The following is a 21,854-nucleotide window of genomic DNA, read 5'->3' as shown; positions in this document are numbered from 1 at the left end:
AAATCCAATAAATCTGTCCGGCAACTCGCCCCCGCGGCCGAGTCTGGCCGATCGCCCGACAGTCGAAGCAAACGCCCGCTAGCCCTCACCAACTCACTTGGCGCGGGGTCTTCATCACTGAGTTTTGGAGAGCAGTTGAAATGCTGGCGGGACGCGAACCAGATTCAAGTTGCTACGTCATCCAAAATTACAAATCGCCGGTCTGAACTAAAAACGTGATCAGCTTACAATTCGCCCAAGGGTCGTCAAGGTGCTGGTCGCAAAAGTTCAATGTTTCTCGCCGGTTGTTCACAGTGTGAAACAGTCGGCCCGCTTGGCAGCCGACAGATGACCCGTCAAATTACGGAGTTGTCTCCGCCATGAGAAGTCTGCCACGCCGCCCTTCTTGCTCTCCACGAAATTGGCGAGCTGGCGCAGGAGCTCGGTGGTGCCGACGCCTATCAGTCGCTGCGATCGCTGCGCGGGCTTCGCCGGCAGGCGAAGCCACCTTGTCTCGGTGGCTCCGCATGCCTCATCTTCAAGCCTCACGCATGCTGCGGCTGCGCCAGCTGGCTGACCTGCATCGCCGGCGGATCGACAACCAGGGTACCGCCATGGCCATCACTCGAGGTCGTGAATGTCGAGGCCATGTAGTTGCCGAGCAGCGCAATACTCGCCGTGACGGTGCCGTCCGTCACCGTGAGCGTTCCGTGCGATGAGTCTCCGCTGAAGGTCGGCGTGTGAACGTTCGCGAAATTGATATTCGCGAAATCGATCGCGTCCGAACCGGTCATCCCGGCGACGGTTCCCGCAAAGCTCGCGGAATTGTCGAGCTTCAGCGTCCCTGTCGAGCCCTGGAATGCGACGGTGGCGCTCGACGCCCCGGTCAATTCCAGGGTGGCGCCCGCTGCGATGTGGGCGCTCCCGGAGCTCTCGCCCGTCGCGTTGAACGGCTGCCAGGCCCCCCACGCAATGCCGTCATACGCACGGATCCAGAGTTGGTCCGTACCCGAGCCGGCCTGATAGGTCGTCTGGGAAAGTTGCGCCGCAGTGATGTCGATCTCGGTATTCGCGGCCTGCGTAGCTCCGTTGACGCTCCAATGCCCGCTGGTGTTGGAATCCCACAGCGCATATTTCGTGATGGCATCGCCGTCGGCGTCCGTCGCAGTGACGAGGTTCGCAGCAGCAAAGGTCTGCCCCGAGACCGTCACGACGTTAGCGACCGAGACCGTCGGCGCCTGGTTGGTTGCAGTGGCCGTGAAGCTCTGCCAGGCGCTCCACATGCTGCCGTCGTTGGCTTTTACCCAGAGCGTATCGGGCGTCGAACCGCCGGGGCCGAACACGTAGCTCACCTGCGACAGGTTTGCCGCCGCAACATCGATCTCGGCGTTGGCCGCCTGGGCGACACCATTCACCACCCAGTGGCCATTGCCGCCGGTGTCCCAGAACGCGTACTGGGTGATCGTGTCGTGCTCGGCATCGGTGGTCGAGAACAGGGTCGTGGCCGCCACCGAATGGTCGTGAATGCCACTGACGTTCGATGCGGTAACGACCGGGGCCGTGTCGGGGCCCGGTGTTGCCGTGAAGCTCTTCCAGGCGCTCCACATGCTGCCGTCATTGGCCTTCACCCAGAGCGTATCGGGCGTCGAACCGCCGGGGCCGAACACGTAGCTCACCTGCGACAGGTTCGCCGCCGAGACATCGATCTCGGCATTGGTGGCCTGGGCGACGCCGTTGACGACCCAGTGTCCGTTACCTTGGGTGTCCCAGAACGCGTACTGGGTGATCGTATCGTGCTCGGCATCGGTGACCGAGAACAGGCTCGAGGCGAGAGCCGAGAACTGCCCGTGATTGGCGGTTACGTTCGGTGCCGTCACCACCGGAGCCGTGTCGGGGCCCGGTGTTGCCGTGAAGCTCTTCCAGGCGCTCCACATGCTGCCGTCATTGGCCTTCACCCAGAGCGTATCGGGCGTCGAACCGCCGGGGCCGAACACGTAGCTCACCTGCGACAGGTTCGCCGCCGAGACATCGATCTCGGCATTGGCGGCCTGGGCGACACCATTGACCACAAAGTGTCCGTTGCCGCCGGTGTCCCAGAACGCATACTGGGTGATCGTATCGCCCTCGGCGTCGGTGACCGAGAACAAGCTCGAGGCGAGCGCCGACGTCTGCCCATGAACCGCGGCCACGTTCGGCGCCGTCACGACCGGGGCCGTGTCGGGGCCCGGTGTTGCCGTGAAGCTCTTCCAGGCGCTCCACATGCTGCCGTCATTGGCCTTCACCCAGAGCGTATCGGGCGTCGAACCGCCGGGGCCGAACACGTAGCTCACCTGCGACAGATTCGCCGCCGAGACATCGATCTCGGCATTGGCGGCCTGGGCGACACCATTGACCACAAAGTGTCCGTTGCCGCCGGTGTCCCAGAACGCGTACTGGGTGATCGCATCGTGCTCGGCATCCGTGACCGAGAACAGGCTCGAGGCGAGCGCCGACGTCTCACCGTGAACCGCGGTCACGTTCGGCGCCGTCACGACCGGAGCCGTGTCGGGGCCCGGCGTTGCCGTGAAGCTCTTCCAGGCGCTCCACAGGCTGCCGTCATTGGCCTTCACCCAGAGCGTATCGGGCGTCGAACCGCCGGGGCCGAACACGTAGCTCACCTGCGACAAGTTCGCCGCGGAAACATCGATCTCGGCGTTGGTGGGCTGCGCGACGCCGTTGACGACCCAGTGTCCGTTACCTTGGGTGTCCCAGAATGCGTACTGGGTGATCGTATCGTGCTCGGCATCGGTGACCGAGAACAGGCTCGAGGCGAGCGCCGAGAACTGCCCGTGATTGGCGGTCACGTTCGGTGCCGTCACGACCGGAGCCGCGTCGGGGCCCGGTGATGCCGTGAACGCGGCCCAGGTGCTCCACAGGATGCCGTCATTCGCCCGCACGTAGAGCGTATCTGATGTCGAGCCGCTCGGGCCGAACACATAGCTCACCTGCGACAGGTTCGCTGCGGACACATCGATCTCGGTGTTGGCAGGCATAGCCACGCCGTTCACCACCCAGTGGCCGCTGCCGCCGGTGTCCCAGAACGCGTACTGGGTCATCGTGTCGCCATCCGGATCGCTCACCGTGAACAGGCTGGATGCGGCAATCGACGTCTGGCCGTGCACCGCAGTCACGTTGATTGCGTTCACGGTTGGCGCGGTGTCGCCAAATGCCTTGGCCGTAAATTGAGTCCAGCCGCCCCAAACCGTGCCGTCATTGGCTCGAACGAGAAGGGTATCAGTCGATCCGCTTGGACCGAAGACGTAGCTCACCTGCGACAGGTTCGCCGCCGCAACATCGATCTCGGCATTGGTGGCCTGGACGACGCCGTTGACGACCCAGTGTCCGTGACCTTGGGTGTCCCAGAACGCATATTGGGTGATGGGATCGCCGTCGGCGTCCGACACCGTAAAGAGGCTGGAAGCCAGCACGGAGGTCTGGCCAGCGCCTGCATGGATGCTGGACGCTGACGTGACCGGTGCGATATCGGCACGCGTCGTGACCAGCGTGCCGGTGCCGGAATCCGCGCTGACGCTGAACCGCACGCCGGGTGTCGCATCAAGCTGCAGATCGAAGGAGGAAGCCCCCTCGGTGACGTGCAGGATGTTGCCGGCCTGCAAGGTCGCCGACCCACCCGATACGAAATTGAGGCCTGCCAGATCGATGCTGTCGCCCAGCACCAGACTGCTGATGGTCGTACCGGCCAGGGAGCCGCCATCGATCTTCAGCTGACCGCCGGAACCGCTGAAGGTGATGCCGCCGTTCGCGACGCTGCCGGCCTGCAGTTCGACCACGCCGCCGGAGATCGTGACCGGCCCAGTGGAGCCGCCAGAGGACACGATCTCATTGCCTCCGGCAAAGACCGCGACGTTGCTCGTCACCGCGCCGGCAACGTTGAGCGCACCACCGCTCGACACCGCGACGTTGTGCGCCGTGGCTCCAGACTTAATGTTCAGCACGCCACCGCTGATGACGGTCGTGTGGTCTATTGCGCCTCCCGACGACACGTTGACCGTGCCGCCCGAAATCCCGGTTCCGGAACCGGTCACACCGGTGACAACACCTCCGGAGAGTACGTTCTCGATGCCGCCCGCAAAGACCGAGACATTGCTCAGAACCGTGCCGCCGACGTTGAAGATGCCGCCGCTCGAGACGGAGATATTGTCCGCCGTCGCGCCGGACGAGACATTCAGGTCACCGCCATTGAAGACGGTCGCATATTCGAAAGACGCTCCGGAGAGAACGTCGACCAGCCCGGAAATTGCGGTACCCGAACCAGTGACACCGGTGACGGAGCCACCCGCAGAGACGATTTCGTGGCCGCCGCTTTGAATAGTGACATTGCTGGTGATCTTGCCCCGCACATTGAGCGTGCCGGACACGTTGATCATGCTGGCCGAACCGCCGGCCAACACGTTGAGCGTTCCGCCGGTTGCGATAACCGTTCCCGTACCGGCCGTGCCGCTGATGGTGCCCTGGATGACGCCACCGGACGAGACGTTCTCGACGCCGCCGCTGGACACCACCACCATGTTGGAGGTGGTCCCCATCACGTTGAGGATGCCGCCCGCCGAAACCGTCGTCCCCACACCGTTGGAGGATGCCGAGACCAATCCTCCCACCAGCACGTTTTCTATGCCGCCGCTCGAGATGAAAACGTTGCTGGTGATGGTGCCGCCAAGGTTGAGCGTGCCACCCGACAGGGTGACGTCGTGCGCCGTCGCGCCGGCGGAAACATTCAAGGCGCCGCCGCTGAAGACCGCAGTGTTGAACGTCAGGCCGCCGGACGAAACATTCTCAACACCTCCGCTTGAGACTTCCGTCGCAGCCGAACCGCCGGCCGACACATTCAACACACCGCCGCTTGAAACGCTGGCGCCAATGGTGACGCCACCAGAGGAAACCACCTGAGTGCCACCCGACAGAATCGTGGCGCCGGAATCGACGCCACCACTGAAGATGGCCTCGAAGCCGCCAGACAGGATGGTGCCCGTCGCGCTGCCACCGGCCGAACCGGGACTACCGCTGAACGGTCCTTCGCCGAGCTGAAAATAGCCGCCGCTCAGCACCGTCGTGCCGGCCGCCGTGCCGCCGCTCAGCACGGTCATGCCGCCGGAGTTGGAGATCGTCGTTCCGGATACTGCACCGCCCGAGGTGACTTGCGCGCCGCCGTTGTTGGCAATCGCGGTGGACACCGCAAGGCCACCGGAGTTCACACTGAGCTGACCGCCCGCCACGGTCGTATTGCTCGCGGTTCCGCCCGCCGAACCACCCGATCCCTGGAACGACGGAATGCCGACTTGCATGAAGCCGCCATTGCCAATGAAGGTGCCCAGGGCCGTGCCGCCCGCGAACACGTTCTCCGTCCCGTTCGCGGTGACGGTGGTGGCGGAGGTTGAGCCGCCCGACAGAACGTCAAGGATCGGGCCACTACCCGCCGAATAGCCGCTCACGACAGCGCCAGGGCCCACCTCAAGGTGTGTGCCGGCAGCGAAAGTGGTGTTGGAAAGCTGCGAAACGGACGCTCCGCTGACCAGTTCTACGGCGCCGAAATTGACCGAAACGCCACTGAGGGACCCGCCTGCGAACAGCTTCAGCAGACCACCATTGACCATCGTGGCGTTTGCCGATCCGCCGGAAAGAACATCGAGCTCACCGCCGCCGAAGATATTGGCGCCGTTCTCGGCACCTCCGGACGAAACGGTTTCCAGGCCACCGTTGTGGATGTTGATGTTACTGGTTGTGCTTCCCGCGAGATTGAATTGGCCACCGCTATTCACATTGATGTCATGCGCGGACGCGCCGGCCTGCAAGTTCAGGGCGCCGTTGCTGTTGACGGCAACGTAGCTGACGGACGCACCCGCGGATGCATTCACTGTGCCCACGACGGTGACCGTTGGGAGGGCGGATGGATCCAATGATCCGTTGATGGCACCGCCGGCAGAGACGTTCACTGTGGCGCCGCCAGCAATGAACACGAAGTTCGTCGCCGTACCCAGAAGGCTGAGCGTTGCTCCGTTCGATACAGTAAGATCGTGAACGTTGGCGCCGGTTGCCACGCTGGCCGAGGCTCCGGACGACAAGGTGAAGAACTCGGACAGGCCTCCGGAGAGGACATTGAGCGAGCCTCCCGACACCGTAAAGTCCTGCGCATTGCCGCCAGAAAGCACGTTCAGCGTGCCCCCCGACACATCGAAGTTCTGCGCACTGCCTCCCGAAAAAATGTTCTCGGTGCCACCGGCGAAGACCTCCGAGTTGCTGGTCTGAGAACCTGCGAGATTGAGGATGCCGCCACTGCTGACGCCGAAGTCGTGGATCGTCGCGCCATTGTCGGCCGTGACAAGGCCGCCACTCCTGACCGTGAAGTAGGAGAGCTGGCCGCCCGACGTCACGCTGACCGTGCCACCCGACACAATCGTCTCGTCGCTGCCGGGAGCGCCCGTCTCGATGCCGCCGGAAGAGATCACAACAAGGCCGCTCGAAAAGACCTCAACGTGGCTTGTCACCGTTCCGGCAACGTTCAGCGTGCCGCCCGACGACACGGCAAGGAACGACGCCGAACCGCCCGAGGAAACGTTGAGCAGGCCGCCTGCAGACACCGTGGCCGAGACGCCGAGACCGCCGCTGGAGATATTCTGACTGCCGCCGGACAGAATCGTGGCGCCGCTGTCGACACCACCGCTCGAAATCACCTCGTTGCCGCCGGACACAGTCGTTCCGGTGGCGCTGCCGCCGGTCTCAATGATCAGCGTGCCGCCAGTCAGGACGGTATCGCCGGATTCAGTGCCAGAAGATACAGTAACGGTGACGCCGCTGGAAATCGTCTGCATGGTTCTGCCTCTAGGCCAGACTAAAATTCATTTGCCGGTTTCGGGCATCGATGCCCATCGGCGTCGACGTCCTTTACGCGCACCGCGTTGGCGTCGACCGAAAATCCTGGTATGCGCTCAATAACCTGCCTTACGTGATCGGCCGTAAATCAGCCGCGTGCATTCAAATTGTCGCGGTGAATTTGCGTGCCGCGGACGCCACAAGAAATCCTTGTGGCCGAAACGCATCCGCGGATCGTTCCAGCAACTGTTGCACGCGTGAAAATTGACAATGCGGTAAGGCGTTACACATTCGTTGGTGGGATGGGTGAACCCGCTGATCATGATGACCGGGGTTCCTGACGCCCATGCAAGCCGCGACAGGCCGCTCGACAGACCAATGAAAAAGTCAGCATGACTGGCGAGGCGTCGGTCGAACGATCAACGATGACGTTGGGATGTTCCGGCAAATGGTCCGCCGGGCGCTTGAGCGCGATCGCCGGCGCGACGGTAATCGTATTCACGAAAAACCCCTGCAGTGAAATACAAAGAAACTGTTCGAAATGTGAGAAAAAGCTAGGCGAGATTGACAACCTCGTCAACGAAACCTTGGCGAGTACCCCTTCGGGGCTGCTCCGGAATCGCAGGAACAAAACAACATACAACGATGAACAGCATCCCAGCGCCGCTCCAGCTTGCCTTGGGCGAAGTCTGCTCTGCCCGTGACAACGAACGTGGCGATCACCATCGCGGCCAGTTGGTAAAGGCCAATACGCAAATTCCGCTCCGAGCCGATGTACTGCGTACCGCCTTCGACGATGATGTTGATCGCAGTGGCAGCCCCAAGAAATCCAACGATCTGTCCGGAACCGCTTTCCACCGCGGTGTTGGACGCGACTGCGCTGCCGTAGGCGCCAGGGTTGTTGTTGCAGTCGTTTGAGAGGTACTGGAGCCAACCGTTCTTGATCGTCGTATTGATGGCGGTGCCGCCATAGATTTCCTCACCCGACTCTTCGTTACCATCGATGGTGGTATCGCCGGTGGTACCGCCGAACACGGTCAGCTCGCCGTTGCTGCCGACCGTGGTGCTGCTTGCGGTTGAGCCACTGTCAAGTGTCAGTCGGCCGCCATTGATCGTGGTGTCGATCGCAATTCCAACTCCCAATAAGTCTGTCCGGCAATTCGCCCCCGCGGCCGAGCCTGGCCGATGCTCGACAGTCGAGGCAAACGTCCGCTGGCCCTCATCAACTCATTTGTGGCGCGGGGTCTTTATCACTGAGTTTTGGAGAGCAGTTGAAATGTTGGCGGGACGCGAACCAGATTCAAGTTGTGACGTCATCCAAACTCTTAGAAGGCCGATCCGAACGAAAAGCACGATCGGCTTGCAATTCGCCCAAAGCCGCCCTTCTTGCTCTCCACGAAATTGGCGAGCTGGCGCAGGAGCTCGTGCCATTTGAGACGCAAATGATACCGGCAAAGCCGATGCCAGTCAAAAACCCTGATCCAATGCGATCATTGCGTTGATGAACACCAGCGATCGCAACCACGCTCCTGTCCGCATGGAACTCCGGCGGTGGTTCACTCCGGCCCCACCGCAGATCCGGCGATCGATTGTGTGATGTTCGCACACCAGCATCAGCGCATGCGCCGATCCAGCAAGCAACTGTGAGCGAACCTCACGCAGCCTTCTTGGTCTCCGCGAGATTGGCGAGCTGGCGCAGGATCTCGGTGGTGCCGGCGAGCCGCTCTTCTGGCGTCTCCCAGTCCTGGAAGAACACCACCTTCATGTCCGGGCGCACCTTGGCGGCCTGGCCGTGCTGGCGGATGAACGTCACCAACCGCTCCGGATGCGCAAAGCTGTTGTCGCGGAACGCGATCACCGCGCCCTTCGGGCCGGCATCGACCTTGCCGACATTGGCTCTGCGGCAGTAGGCCTTGATCGCGGCCACCTTGAACAGATAACGCACCTCGTCCGGCAGCACGCCGAAGCGGTCGCGCATCTCGGCGGCGAAACTGTCGATCTCGTCGTCGGTCTCGAGATCGGCGAGACGGCGATAGAGCGACAGCCGTACGCTGAGATCGTTGACGTAGTCCTCAGGAATCAGGACCGGCATGCCGATCGTGATCTGCGGCGACCAGCGGTCGGCGGCGGGCTCGGCGACGCCGGCCTTGAGGTTGATGATCGCCTCCTCCAGCATCGACTGGTACAGCTCGAAGCCGACTTCCTTGATGTGGCCGGACTGCTCCTCGCCGAGCAGATTGCCGGCGCCGCGGATGTCGAGGTCGTGCGAGGCGAGCTGGAAGCCCGCGCCCAGCGTCTCCAGCGACTGCAGCACCTTCAGCCGCCGCTCCGCCTGCGCCGTGATCTTCTGCTGTGCCGGCAGGGTGAACAGCGCATAGGCGCGCAGCTTCGACCGCCCGACACGGCCGCGCAGCTGGTAGAGCTGCGCGAGACCAAACATGTCGGCGCGGTGCACGATCAGCGTGTTGGCGTTCGGGATGTCGAGGCCGGACTCCACGATCGTGGTCGAGAGCAGGATGTCGTATTTGCCGTCGTAGAACGCGGACATGATGTCCTCGATCACGGTCGGCGGCATCTGGCCGTGGGCGACCGCGACCTTCATCTCCGGCACGTTCTTGTCGAGGAAATCCTTGACGCCGGCGAGGTCCTCGATCCGCGGCACGACGTAGAACGCCTGACCGCCGCGGTAGCGTTCGCGCAGCAGCGCCTCGCGGATCATCAGGGGATCGTGTGGCGCCACGAAGGTGCGCACCGCGAGGCGATCGACCGGCGGCGAGGCAATGATCGAGAGCTCACGGACGCCGGTCAGCGCGAGTTGCAGCGTGCGCGGGATCGGGGTTGCCGACAGCGTCAGCACATGGACCTGGGCGCGCAGCTGCTTCAGCCGCTCCTTGTGGCTGACGCCGAAGTGCTGCTCCTCGTCGACGATCAGGAGGCCGAGGTCCTTGAACTTGATCGCCTTGCCGAGCAGCGCATGGGTGCCGACGACGATGTCGACGTTGCCGTCGGTGAGCCCCTTCTTGACCTGGTTCAATTCCTTGGTCGACACCAGCCGCGACGCCTGCGCAACATTGACCGGGAAACCGCGGAAGCGCTCGGTGAAGGTTCTGAAGTGCTGGCGCGCCAGGAGCGTGGTCGGGACCACGACCGCGACCTGCCGGCCCTCAAGCGCCACGGCGAACGCCGCGCGCAGCGCCACCTCGGTCTTGCCGAAGCCGACGTCGCCACAGATCAGGCGGTCCATCGGGCGGCCGATTTCGAGGTCCTTCAAGGTCGAGTTGATGGCCCCTAACTGATCTTCGGTCTCCTCATAGGGGAAGCGCGCGCAGAACTCGTCATAGACATGCGGCTGCAGCGGGAATTTCGGCGCCTCGTGCAACTGCCGCTCGGCCGCGATCTTGATCAATTCGCCGGCGATCTCGCGGATCCGGTTCTTGAGCTTCGCCTTGCGCGCCTGCCAGCCGCCGCCGCCCAGACGGTCGAGCTCGACATTGGCGCTGTCGGAGCCGTAGCGCGACAGCAGCTCGATGTTCTCGACCGGCAGGAACAGCTTGGTGTCCGCGGCATAATGCAGCTCGAGACAGTCATGCGGCGCGCCGGAGACTTCCAGCGTCTGCAGCCCGACGAAGCGGCCGATGCCGTGCTCGACATGGACCACGAGATCGCCGGTCGCAAGGCTCGTCACCTCGGAGATGAAATTGTCGAGCTTGCGGCTCGCCTTGCGCGGCCGCACCAGGCGGTCGCCGAGAATGTCCTGCTCGCTGATGACGGCGAATTCGTCGGTCTCGAAGCCGGACTCCATGCCCACTACGGCCAGCATGGTCTCGTTGCGCGGGGTCGCCTGCACGATCCGCCAGGTGTTGACGCTGGTGGTGTTGAGCAGCTTGTGGTCGCGCAGCATCGCGCCCATGCGGTCGCGCGAGCCCTCGCTCCACAGCGCGACGATCACCTTCTTGCGCTGCGACTGCAACGCACCGATATGGCCGACCACGGCCTCGAACACGTTGACATTGCCGTCGGCGCGCTCCGGCGCGAAATTGCGGCCCTGCCGCGCGCCGGCGTCGAACACGTCGGGCGAGCCTTCCGGCACCGCGAACGGCGTCAGCCGCGCCAGCGGTGCATCGCCGAGCAGCCTGGTCCATTCGGCCTCGGTCAGATAGAGCTTGTCCGGCGGCAGCGGCTTGTAGATCGCGCCGCTGCCGGGATGCTCCAGCGCTTCGCGCCGTGCGTCGTAGTAGTCGGCGATTTGCGTGAAGCGCTCGCGCGCGGCGTCCTCGCCCTGCGGTTCGATCGCGATCGTCGCGCCGTCGAGATAGTCGAACAGCGTGTCCATCCGCTCCTGGAACAGCGGCAGCCAGTGCTCCATGCCGGGATGGCGCCGTCCCTCGGAGACCGCCTCATAGAGCTGATCGTCGCGTCCCGGCGCGCCGAACGCGGCGACATAGCCCATGCGGAAGCGGCGGATGGTTTCGGTCGTGAGCTGGAATTCGGACACCGGCACCAGATCGAGCCCGCGCATGTCGAGCAGCGTGCGCTGGGTCTCGGCATCGAAGGTGCGGATCGACTCGAGAGAGTCGCCGAAGAAGTCGAACCGCACCGGCTGGTCGAGGCCGGCCGGAAACAGATCGAGGATGCCGCCGCGCACGGCATATTCGCCGGGCTCGCGCACCGTGGACGAGCGGGTGTAGCCATTGTGTTCGAGCCACGCGACGACAGAGTCCATCGGCACGACATTGCCGGGCGCAACCGACAGCGCCTGCGTCGCGACCTGATCGCGCGCCGGCACCCGCTGTACGGCGGCGTTCACGGTCGTGAGCACGATCAGCGGCTTGTCGCTGCCGACCAGCCGCGACAGCTTGGCAAGCGCGGTCAACCGCTGCGCCAGAATGCCGGAATGCGGCGAGACGCGGTCATAGGGCTGGCAGTCCCAGGCTGGAACCTGCATGACAGCGATATCGGGCGCAAAGAACTCCAGCGCGCGGGCGAGCTGCTGCATCCGCGCGCCGTCGCGGCACACCACGGCGAGGCTGACCGCCGGCCGCTTCGGCTGCGCGGCAATGGCGCGCGCCAGATCGGAGATGACGAGCCCTTCGGCGCCCTCGGCGACGTTGGCGATGGTCAGCACCCGGCCGGGCGCGAGCATCGCCGCCGGCGATTTCATCGGCTGCTTCATGCGCTGGGATCCGCCACCCGGAACGCCTTGATGCGGGCAAACAACGCGGTCGCATATTCGGCTGCCAGCACCTTGTCGCCGGTCAGTGCGGCATAGAGGTCGGGATCCGGCACCTCGATCAGATGCTCGAGTTCGCCGATCTCCCGGTCGGAAAGGTCCGCGATGGTCGCATCGGCAAAGCGGCCGAGGATCAGGTCCATCTCCCGGGTGCCGCGATGCCAGCAGCGAAACAAAAGCCGCTTGCGGCGGTCATCGAGCCCACTGCTCGATCGTGTCGATCCCGTCATGTCCCAAAATCCATCGAACGCCAAAAGCCCGGACGTGCCGGGCGGGGCTTGATATAGCGATGGCAGGGGCCGATGTCAGCCCTCTTTCGCCGCGTTTTGGAGATGTTTGGGCGCATGCCGTCATTGCCGGGCTTGCGCGCCCGTCGAAGCCTTAGTGCAGGCCCTTGGCGCAGCTCTTGGCGTAGACGGGACCCGGCTATCCATGCCCGCTTAAAAAAGACGTGGATGCCCGGCACAAGGCCGGGCATGACGTGTCGAAACGGACCTAGAATCTCCTGATGCGCCCTAGTCTGCTCAATCCGCTGTTTGCCCAGGTCACGACCCTGCAGGGTGTCGGCCCGAAGCAGGACAAGCTGCTGCGCTATCTGCTCGACCGCAGCGAGACGCCGCGGCTGGTCGATCTGCTGCTGCACCTGCCGGCGAGCGTGATCGATCGGCGCACGCGGCCGAAGATCCGCGACGCCGCGGTCGGAACCATGGTCACGCTCGAGGTCACCGTCGACCGCCATCGTCCGCCGCCGCCGCGCAATTCGCGCGCGCCCTACCTTGTCTATGCCAGCGACGACACCGGCGACGTCGTCCTGACCTTCTTCCGCGCCCAGCCCGGCTATGTCGAGAAGCTGCTGCCAGTCGGCGAGAAGCGCTACGTCTCCGGCACGCTGGCGATGTATGACGGCATCCCGCAGATCGTGCATCCCGACCGCGTCGTCGATGAGGCCGGCTTCGCAAAACTGTCCGGCATCGATCCGGTCTATCCGCTGACCGAGGGGCTCGCGATCGGCTCGCTCCGCCGCGCCATCGCGCAGGCGCTGACCAAGCTGCCGGACCTGCCGGAGTGGATCAGTCCCGAGGTGCTGCGCCGTTGCAATTTTCCGCCGATCAGGGAGGCGCTGACCCGCGTCCATGTTCCGGTCGAGCTGACCGACATCCTGCCCGATGGTCCATTCTGGTCGCGGCTTGCGTTCGACGAGCTGCTCGCCGGCCAGCTCGCGCTGGCGCTGATCCGTGCCACGCTGCGCCGCCCGGCCGGCGTCCGCAATGCCGGCGACGGTCATCTGCGAAAGCGGATCATCGACGCCCTGCCCTATGCGCTGACCAGGTCGCAGCAGCAGGCGGTCGCGGCGATCATCGCGGACCTGCAACAGCCGGTGCGGATGCTGCGCCTCGTGCAGGGCGATGTCGGTTCCGGCAAGACCGTGGTGGCGTTGCTGGCGGCCGCTGCCGTCGCGGAAGCCGGCAAGCAGGCCGCGCTGATGGCGCCGACTGAAATCCTGGCGCGCCAGCACATCAAGACCATCGCTCCGCTCGCAGAGAGCGCCGGCATGCGCGTCGCCATCCTGACCGGCCGCGAGAAGGGCAAGGAGCGCCGCGAGCTGCTGGCGCGGCTCGAGGCCGGCGAGATCGATCTCCTCGTCGGCACCCACGCGCTGATCCAGGACGACGTGATCTACAAGGCGCTGGCGCTCGCCGTGGTCGACGAGCAGCATCGCTTCGGCGTGCGCGAGCGGCTTGCGCTGACCTCCAAGGGCGAGGCCGTCGACGTGCTGGTGCTGAGCGCGACGCCGATCCCGCGCACGCTGGTGCTCACTTACTTTGGCGACATGGACGTCTCGGAGCTGCGCGAAAAGCCCGCCGGCCGCCAGCCGATCGACACCCGCGCGGTGCCGATGAGCCGGATCGAGGACGTCATGGACGGCGTCGGCCGCGCGCTCGGCGCCGGCAAGCTGGTCTACTGGATCTGCCCGCTGGTCGATGAATCCGAGGCCGAGGGCACCGAGCACCTCACCAACGCGACCGAGCGTTTCGAGTCGCTACAGAAGCGGTTCGGCGATCGCGTCGGCCTGGTGCACGGCCAGATGAAGGGCACCGAGAAGGATCGCATGATGGCGCAATTCGCCGCGCACGAGATCGGGCTCCTGGTCGCAACCACGGTGGTCGAGGTCGGTGTCGACGTGCCGGCAGCGACCATCATGGTGATCGAGAACGCCGAACGTTTTGGCCTTGCGCAATTGCATCAGCTGCGCGGCCGGATCGGCCGCGGCTCGGAGGCCTCGACCTGCCTTTTGCTGTACAAGGAGCCGCTCGGCGAGATGTCGAAGGCGCGGCTGAAAGTGATCCGCGAGACCACGGACGGCTTCCGGATCGCCGAGGAGGATCTGAAGCTGCGCGGCGAAGGCGACGTGCTCGGCATCCGCCAGAGCGGCCTGCCCGGCTATCGCATCGCGCGCTCCGAGGTGCACGGCCAGCTCATCACCCAGGCCCGCGACGAGGCGCTGCGGATCATGAAGGACGATCCGAAGCTGAGGGGCGAGCGCGGCGAAGCGCTGCGTTGCCTGCTCTATCTCTATGAGCGCGATGAGGCCGTGCCGCTGATCGGCGCGGGGTAACCACCGCCACCGTCGTTGCGAGCGAAGCGAAGCAATCCATCGCGCAGCATATGCAGAAGCATGGATTGCTTCGTCGCTTCGCTCCTCGCAATGACGGGGATGGAGTTGGGCCCCCTACTCGACCTTCGCCGGCGCAGGCTGAGTTGCCGGCTGCAACGAGGCCTGGTTGGCGACGCGCGCGGCGTTGGCCATGCCGGCGAGCGCTGCGGCGCGCTGCTTCTGGTCGTTGGCGCCGGGCTGCACCACGCCGGCCGACATGATCAGGGTCGCGGCGTCCTCGGTGCTCATCTCGATCTCGATGATCTTGCTCCTCGGCACATAGAAGAAGAAGCCGGTGGTCGGGTTCGGCGCACACGGCAGGAACACCGAGATGTGCTCCTCTTCGCCGGGCAGGCTGGCCGCGAGTTCGGCGCTCGGCGCCTGCGAGATCAGCACGATCGACCACATCCCGGGCGAGGGAAACTCGACCAGGCCGACGCGGCGGAAGCTCGATCCGTTGCCCGAAAACAGCGTCTCGAACACCTGCTTCAGGCCGCGATAGATCGCACGCACCGCAGGGATCCGCCCGAGCAACCGCTCGCCCAGATCGACCAGGGTCCGCCCGATCAGATTTGCGGTGAGGAAGCCGAGCAGCGTCAGCGCGATGACGGCGACGATCAGGCCGGAACCCGGCAATCCGAACGGCAGGTAGGTCTCCGGCCGGTAGGCCGTGGGCACGAACGGCCGGACCAGATTGTCGACCCAGTTCACGAACCACCAGGTCAGATAGAAGGTGATCGCGATCGGCCCGGCCACCACCAGGCCGGTCAGGAAATAGTTGCGGAACCGCGCCATGAGCCCGCGGGGAGCGTCCGGAGGCAGTTCACCTGGCGCGTGGGGAGGCACTTTGTTGGACGTCATTGCTGTTCCAGATCGTCGAAGCGGCCGTCCTCACCAGCATGATCCGGAAAAGTGCGCCGCGGATTTCCGAAAAGATCGTGCATAAACAAAAGGCTAGCGCGAGATGATGATCCTGTCCCGAACTTCGGCGCGCAGCACCCCTGAGCTAAACCATTCTAGCAGGTTTTTGAAGGACTGCGTGACAGCGTCACTTGCGGCTATTCGACCGTGACCGATTTGGCCAGATTGCGGGGCTGATCGACGTCGGTGCCCATCACCACGGCAGTATGATAGGCGAGCAGCTGCACCGGAACGGCATAGACCATCGGCGCGAAGGTCGCCCCCATGTCCGGCATCACGATCGTCACCAGCGACTGGATGGTCGCCTCCGCGGCGCCCTTGGCGTCGGTCATCAGGATGATCTTGCCACCGCGGGCGGCGACCTCCTGCATGTTGGACACGGTCTTCTCGAACACCTTGTCATAGGGTGCGATCACCACGACCGGCATGTGCTCGTCGATCAGCGCGATCGGCCCGTGCTTGAGCTCGCCGGCGGCGTAGCCCTCGGCATGGATGTAGGAGATTTCCTTCAGCTTCAGCGCGCCTTCCAGCGCCAGCGGATAGCTGGTGCCGCGGCCGAGATAGAGCACGTCGCGCGACTTCGAGATCTCGCGCGCCAGCTTCTCGATCTGCGGCTCGGACGTGAGCGCTTCCGACATCAGCCGCGGGATCTCGACCAGGCCATGCACCAGCTTGGCCTCGTCGGCATCGGACAGTTCGCCGCGCGCCTTGCCGGCGGCAACCGAAAGCGCGGCCAGCACCATCAGCTGGCAGGTGAACGCCTTGGTCGAGGCGACGCCGATCTCGGGACCGGCGAGCGTCTGCAGCACGGTCTCGCTCTCGCGCGCGATCGTCGAGGTCGGCACGTTGACGACCGAGAGCGTATGCGCGCCCTGCGCCTTGGCGTAGCGCAGTGCGGCCAGCGTGTCGGCGGTCTCGCCAGACTGCGAGATGAAGATCGCCAGGTCGCCCTTGCGCAGCGGCGCCTCGCGGTAGCGGAATTCGGAGGCGACATCGAGCTCGACCGGAACGCGTGCCAGCCGCTCCAGCCAGTATTTTGCGACAAAGCCGGCATAGCTCGCGGTGCCGCAGGCCGTGATCGAGATGCGCTGGATATGCTTGAAGTCGAACGGCAGCTTGATCGGCAGGGCGACGCGCTCGGTCGCCATGTCGACATAACGCGCGAGCGTGTGCCCGACCACTTCCGGCTGCTCGTGGATCTCCTTCGCCATGAAGTGGCGATAATTCGCCTTGTCGACCAAAGCAGTCGCAGTCGTGTGCTTGATCGCCTCGCGATGGACGATGGCATTGTCCTTGTCGAAGATCGTCGCGCCCTTGCGGGTCAGCACCACCCAGTCGCCGTCCTCGAGATAGCTGATCGTATCGGTGAACGGCCCGAGCGCGATCGCATCGGAGCCGAGATACATCTCGCCCTCGCCGTGGCCGACCGCGAGCGGCGGACCGTTGCGGGCGCCGATCATCAGATCGTCCTCGCCGGCGAAGATGAAGCCGAGCGCGAACGCGCCGCGCAGCTCCGACAGCACCGCCCTCACCGCCTCGATCGGCTTGACGCCGCCCTTGAGCAGATTGTCGACCAGATGCACCACGACCTCGGTGTCGGTCTCGGTCGAGAACACCGCGCCCTTATGCTCGAGTTCCTCGCGCAGCTCGCGGAAATTCTCGATGATGCCGTTATGCACCACGGCGACACGTTCGGTGGCGTGCGGATGCGCGTTGTTCTCGGTCGGCCTGCCATGGGTGGCCCAGCGGGTGTGGCCGATGCCGGTGTGGCCGCCGAGCGGCTTTGCCTCCAGCAGGGCCTCGAGATTCTTCAGCTTGCCCTCGGCGCGGCGCCGCGCCAGGCCGCCGTTCTCCAGCGTGGCGACACCGGCGGAATCATAGCCGCGATACTCCAGCCGCTTGAGCGAATCCACCAGTTGCTCCGCGACCGGAGCGCGTCCAAGAATGCCGACGATGCCGCACATGCGGTTCAATGTCCCCAAAAATCGCCGAAAATTTGCCAAAGCGGCGACACGGTCCCTTAACGGGAATCGCCGGTCGCAAGATACTCAATAATTATTGCCGATTGCGACAGTCCTAAACGGCAAGGTTGATGCGAAAGGCTGGTTAATCGGGACTAACTAGTTTGGCAAGGGCGCGTCCATGTCGTCTGACACAGCGGGATCCCCAAGCCCTTCACCTCCACATCATGGCGTAGGTGAATAAGCCCACGAAGATCCAAAATATCATTCCGCTGAACATCGCTACGAGGTCGTGCGGCCGCAGGCCGACGAGACCCCACAGCCCTCGGCCGGTCTTGGTCAGGAAGGCATCGAACAACATTTCGGCGAGGTCGCGGACCAGACCATCGATCACGGCTCCCATCCCTGCGCACGCAGCCACACTTCACGGCACGCCATCAGCATGCCGAGCAGTCCCATCTTGAGCAGATAGGCATTCAAACCGAACTCTTCCGATGCATCGCCAATCGGCCCATCCCGGTCCACTGATAGAGGCGTTCACCGCCAGCATCGGCAAGCAGACTGCAAAAGATTCCGAACAGAAAGACGGCAGCAATCTTGCGCTTGCGCATGAAGCATTGTTGGCCGCGGCTGGCTAAGGGCCCGTGAAACCACCACCGGCAAACGTTTCAGATCACGTCAACCCACCGTTAACGCCTTTCGGAGAGGGTGCCGCCGCCGGAGGTACCCTGATGCAAACCACGCACGACCGTGAGACGCAGCGCCTCGATGTCCTGGCCGAACTCGACATCCTCGATACGCCGCGCGAGCTCGCCTTTGACCGCCTGACCGGGCTGTGCCGGAAGGTCTTTCGCGTGCCGATGTCGACGCTGACGCTGATCGACGGCCATCGGCAGTGGTTCAAGGCCTCTGAGGGCATGGCGGATCGCGAGACCGCACGCGGACCTGCGCTCTGCAGTTTTGCGATCGCGCAGGAGCATCCCCTCATCATTCCCGACACGCAGCGCGACCCGCGCCTCGCCGACAATATTTTCGTGCGCGGCAAGCCATTCATCCGCTTCTATGCCGGTGCGCAGCTCAAGATCTCAGGCGCGATCGTCGGGACCCTGTGCGCGATGGACACACGCCCCCGTGAGTTCGATGCCGATGCCGTCAGCATGCTGACCGACCTCGCCGCGATCGCCGTCGACGAGATGATGCTGCGGAATCTGAGCATGCAGGACGGCCTCACAGGTTGCTCCTCGCGGCGCGCCTTCCGCGGCGAAGGCGAACGGCTGACCGCGCTGGCCGCGCGGCATCTCAGCCCGCTGGCCTGCGCCGTGCTCGATGTCGATCACTTCAAACAGGTCAACGACACCTATGGGCACGCTGTCGGCGACATGGTGCTGGCGGCGGTCGCGGATGCCGCGCGCTGCGCGTTGCGCGGCTCCGACGTGATCGGCCGGCTCGGCGGCGAAGAATTCGGCATCCTGCTGCCGCACACCAGGCTCGACCAGGCGATGGGCGTGCTCGAGAAGGTGCGCGCCGCCGTCGCGGCGACCCGGATCGAGACGCCGGCCGGCACGGTCAGCGTCACCTGCAGCCTTGGCGGCGCGGTGCTCTCGCCCGGCAACTGCTTCGACGACATGCTGCGCAACGCCGACCTCGCGATGTACGGCGCCAAGCAGGCCGGCCGCAACCAGGCGCTGGCCTGGGTCGACCGTGCGCCGTCGATTGCGCCGACCGCACGGCGCGTGTTCAAGGCCGGCAAGATCAGCTTCAACGCCGGCCATTCCACGATCGACTGCACGGTGCGCGGTCTGTCGCGCGACACCGCGACGATCGAGGTGCTGTCCACCTCGGGCATCCCCGATCAGTTCAAGCTCGCGATCGCCGCCGACGCGCTGTCGCGGGCCTGCCGCATCACCGCGAAGGCCGACAACCGGATCGAGGTCGCCTTCACCTGAGCGGCCAAGCAGGACTATCTCTAGTCGTCATTCCGGGGCTCGCGAAGCGAGAGCCCGGAATCCATTTCACAGCTTGTTCTAGGGCCCGATGGATTCCGGGCTCGCGCCAAGAGGCGCGCCCCGGAATGACGAGGCCCGATGAGTGAGGCAACACCAGCTCCACTCTGACGGGACGCCCTAATGTTCGACCCGGTAGAGCCGCCATCGCTCCGGCACGCCCTTGAGCTGGTGCGCGCCGCGATCTTTGAAACGGATTTCGGACTCCCGCATCAGGTCCTTGACTGCGCTCGAGACCAGCACCTCGCCGGCACGTGCCTTCGCGGCGACGCGCGCACCGATGTGAAACGCGAGACCGATGACCTCCGCGCCGCTCACCTTGTATTCGCCCGCGTGCAATCCCACCCTGATCTCGAGCCCCAGCGTGCGCACGGCCTTGACGATCGCGGTCGCGCAACCGATCCCGGCCGCCGGCGCGCGGAACGTCGCCAGCACACCGTCGCCGGTCGTCACGACCTCCTTGCCGCGCAAGGCCTTCAGCTCGCGGCGGACGGCGGCGTAATAGTGATTCATCACCGTCGCCCAGCGCGCATCGCCCAGCCGCGCGGCCTTTTCGGTGGATCGGACGATGTCGACAAAGAGGATCGTGGCGAGCGCCTGTTTGAGCTCCGAGCCTCGATCGGCGGTCCGGCGCCGGTTCGCAATATTTCCCGTCAGCGGTTCATAGCTATGGCTGCGCCGCCGCGCGACGGCGGCCTTGGTGTAGTCCTGGGCACGCTGCACCGTGCGGCAGCGAATTGTTTTTTCCTGCGGTGGAAACGTCCAGTAGACTTTTCGCCCGGCTCCGGCGCCCTGAACCTCCACGGCGCCCCATTTCAGGAAGACCGTCGAGCCAGCCCGTCGAATGCACCATGCCTTTGACGTGTATCCGGATACGTTCGACTGGTGGACTCCGATGCGAAGGAATTTGGGCATGAGCGTCCGGCCGATCGAACGAGCGCTTGGGGGCTGACCTTGGGGTAAAGCGTAGCCATACATTCCCGCATTGGCAACGGTGCTCGTTTCCGTACCGATCAAAAGCGCCGGGCTCTGCGATGTCCGAGATCCAGCTTTTAGTCAGCTCCGGTATTCGCGCCTCTGCCCGTTCGATACGACGTCAGCGTCGACCGACAGAATTGCCTCGTCCTGCGCTTTTGCGATCGGCTGTTCTTCATCGCGAAATCGTGCCGGGGTCAGCCGGCTGCGGTCGACCGTCATGCCAAAGATGTCGAAGCGGTTGTAATAGCCGACCACGTCGTGAAACTGCTTCGGCTCCACGCAGCGATTGAGATCGATCTCCGCATAGGCGATCCCTTCCTGGTCCTGCAATTCATCGCCAAAGACACCACCCGTCGGATCGACGAAGAAGCTCGCCGCACGCGGCGTCTGGTCGATCACGTCGGCGATGGTTCTGTCGCGTTCAATGAGGAAGGCCCGCATCGGCTGGTCCATGTAGCCGGCGGTGACGATCCCGAATACCTTGGCTTCGAAGCAATGGGCGCTGGCCCGGATGCGGTTGGCGGCGACGTTGTCGAAATTGCCGCCGCCTGCCGGGCGCCTTGTGGGCCACATCGGCGGCCAGCTCGAGATGTGCACCTGTTCGCCTTGCGCCATCAGCGCGAAGCGGGCCAACGGATTGGTATTCTCGCCACAGATCAACCCACCGATCCGGCCCTGCCGTGTCTCAGCGACCTTGAGGCCCGCACCGTCCCCCGACGACCACACCAGCTTCTCATAGAAGGTCGGAACCAGCTTGCGGTGATGAACCAGAATTTCGCCGGTCTCGCCGATCAACAGGTTCGAGTTCCACAGCCCCCCAACGCTGACGGCCGAGCGCTCGCTGATGCCGATCGAGACGGTGACGCCGAGGCCGCGCGCCTCGGCGCACAGCCGCGCCACTTCCGGTCCGTCCACCAGCACGGACTGCTCCGCCATCCGCACGAACAGATCGTGATTGTCGATCGGCGGCCACAGCGCGGCCCAGACCGGAAAGGCGGGAATGTAGGTTTCGGGAAATGCGATCAGCTCGGCGCCGGCCCTGGCTGCCTCGCGCATGATGGCGATCGCCTTTTCGGTGGTCGCCCGGCTGTCGAGGAAGACGGGCGCGGCGTGGACGGCAGCAGCCTTGAAACGAGGAAGCATGACGAAAATCCCGGCTAGGACTAGGGAGGCGAAGCGGTATCATCACGGCCTTCCCGGCATGCATGGGAATTGTCGCAAGGTCGGTTGCGAAGGATCGGAGCCGCCGCGTGTGGAAC

General features: G+C 64.5%; 13 protein-coding genes. 3 read left to right on the top strand and 10 right to left on the bottom strand.

Translation table 11 applies throughout. The annotated features are described in order from the left end of the window. Nucleotides 1–524: 524 nt before the first annotated feature. The 5 genes from ACVIGB_RS07940 to ACVIGB_RS07920 form a co-directional block, all read right to left on the bottom strand. Nucleotides 525–6,845, bottom strand: coding sequence for a hypothetical protein (locus tag ACVIGB_RS07940; protein WP_456749125.1), 6,321 nt, complete (start codon nucleotides 6,843–6,845; stop codon nucleotides 525–527). A 117-nt stretch (nucleotides 6,846–6,962) separates the two neighbouring features. Beyond that, complete coding sequence (locus tag ACVIGB_RS07935) at nucleotides 6,963–7,208, bottom strand: hypothetical protein (RefSeq protein ID WP_456749369.1); 246 nt, start codon at nucleotides 7,206–7,208, stop codon at nucleotides 6,963–6,965. A gap of 214 nt (nucleotides 7,209–7,422) precedes the next feature. Beyond that, entirely contained in the window at nucleotides 7,423–7,989 is a 567-nt protein-coding gene (locus ACVIGB_RS07930) for a hypothetical protein (protein WP_456723146.1), read from the bottom strand. A gap of 511 nt (nucleotides 7,990–8,500) precedes the next feature. Then, nucleotides 8,501–12,019 carry a transcription-repair coupling factor gene (mfd, locus tag ACVIGB_RS07925; protein ID WP_456723147.1) on the bottom strand — a complete coding sequence of 1,173 codons (3,519 nt, stop codon included), beginning with the start codon at nucleotides 12,017–12,019 and terminating at the stop codon, nucleotides 8,501–8,503. Beyond that, nucleotides 12,016–12,306: an FAD assembly factor SdhE gene (locus tag ACVIGB_RS07920; RefSeq protein ID WP_456723148.1), complete on the bottom strand. Its 291-nt coding sequence runs from the start codon at nucleotides 12,304–12,306 to the stop codon at nucleotides 12,016–12,018. Before ACVIGB_RS07920 ends, mfd begins: the two co-directional genes overlap by 4 nt. 278 nt (nucleotides 12,307–12,584) lie before the next feature. Here ACVIGB_RS07920 and recG point away from each other — a divergent pair, with 278 nt between their 5' ends. Beyond that, nucleotides 12,585–14,693: an ATP-dependent DNA helicase RecG gene (gene recG / locus ACVIGB_RS07915; protein ID WP_456723149.1), complete on the top strand. Its 2,109-nt coding sequence runs from the start codon at nucleotides 12,585–12,587 to the stop codon at nucleotides 14,691–14,693. Between the two features lie 114 nt (nucleotides 14,694–14,807). Here the strand turns inward: recG and ACVIGB_RS07910 are convergent, their stop codons facing one another. From ACVIGB_RS07910 to ACVIGB_RS07900, 3 genes are all read right to left on the bottom strand, one after another. After that, nucleotides 14,808–15,593, bottom strand: coding sequence for a DUF502 domain-containing protein (locus tag ACVIGB_RS07910; protein ID WP_092114412.1), 786 nt, complete (start codon nucleotides 15,591–15,593; stop codon nucleotides 14,808–14,810). A 197-nt stretch (nucleotides 15,594–15,790) separates the two neighbouring features. Next, a complete protein-coding gene (gene glmS / locus ACVIGB_RS07905; RefSeq protein WP_456723150.1) occupies nucleotides 15,791–17,617 on the bottom strand; it encodes a glutamine--fructose-6-phosphate transaminase (isomerizing) in 1,827 nt (608 codons plus the stop codon). A gap of 211 nt (nucleotides 17,618–17,828) precedes the next feature. Further along, nucleotides 17,829–18,008 carry a hypothetical protein gene (locus tag ACVIGB_RS07900; RefSeq protein ID WP_456723151.1) on the bottom strand — a complete coding sequence of 60 codons (180 nt, stop codon included), beginning with the start codon at nucleotides 18,006–18,008 and terminating at the stop codon, nucleotides 17,829–17,831. Nucleotides 18,009–18,108: 100 nt separating this feature from the next. Here ACVIGB_RS07900 and ACVIGB_RS07895 point away from each other — a divergent pair, with 100 nt between their 5' ends. Together ACVIGB_RS07895 and ACVIGB_RS07890 are read left to right on the top strand one after the other, a co-directional pair. Beyond that, entirely contained in the window at nucleotides 18,109–18,252 is a 144-nt protein-coding gene (locus ACVIGB_RS07895; RefSeq protein ID WP_456723152.1) for a hypothetical protein, read from the top strand. Nucleotides 18,253–18,345: 93 nt separating this feature from the next. After that, a complete protein-coding gene (locus tag ACVIGB_RS07890) occupies nucleotides 18,346–19,560 on the top strand; it encodes a sensor domain-containing diguanylate cyclase (protein WP_456723153.1) in 1,215 nt (404 codons plus the stop codon). Nucleotides 19,561–19,737: 177 nt separating this feature from the next. Here ACVIGB_RS07890 and ACVIGB_RS07885 read toward each other — a convergent pair whose 3' ends face one another. Both ACVIGB_RS07885 and ACVIGB_RS07880 read right to left on the bottom strand, forming a co-directional pair. Further along, complete coding sequence (locus ACVIGB_RS07885; RefSeq protein WP_456725218.1) at nucleotides 19,738–20,532, bottom strand: adenylate/guanylate cyclase domain-containing protein; 795 nt, start codon at nucleotides 20,530–20,532, stop codon at nucleotides 19,738–19,740. Between the two features lie 141 nt (nucleotides 20,533–20,673). Next, a complete protein-coding gene (locus ACVIGB_RS07880; RefSeq protein WP_456723154.1) occupies nucleotides 20,674–21,738 on the bottom strand; it encodes a carbon-nitrogen hydrolase family protein in 1,065 nt (354 codons plus the stop codon). Nucleotides 21,739–21,854: the final 116 nt, after the last annotated feature.

Source organism: Bradyrhizobium sp. USDA 4341 (assembly GCF_054063755.1).
This window is presented reverse-complemented; position numbering and strand designations above follow the sequence as displayed.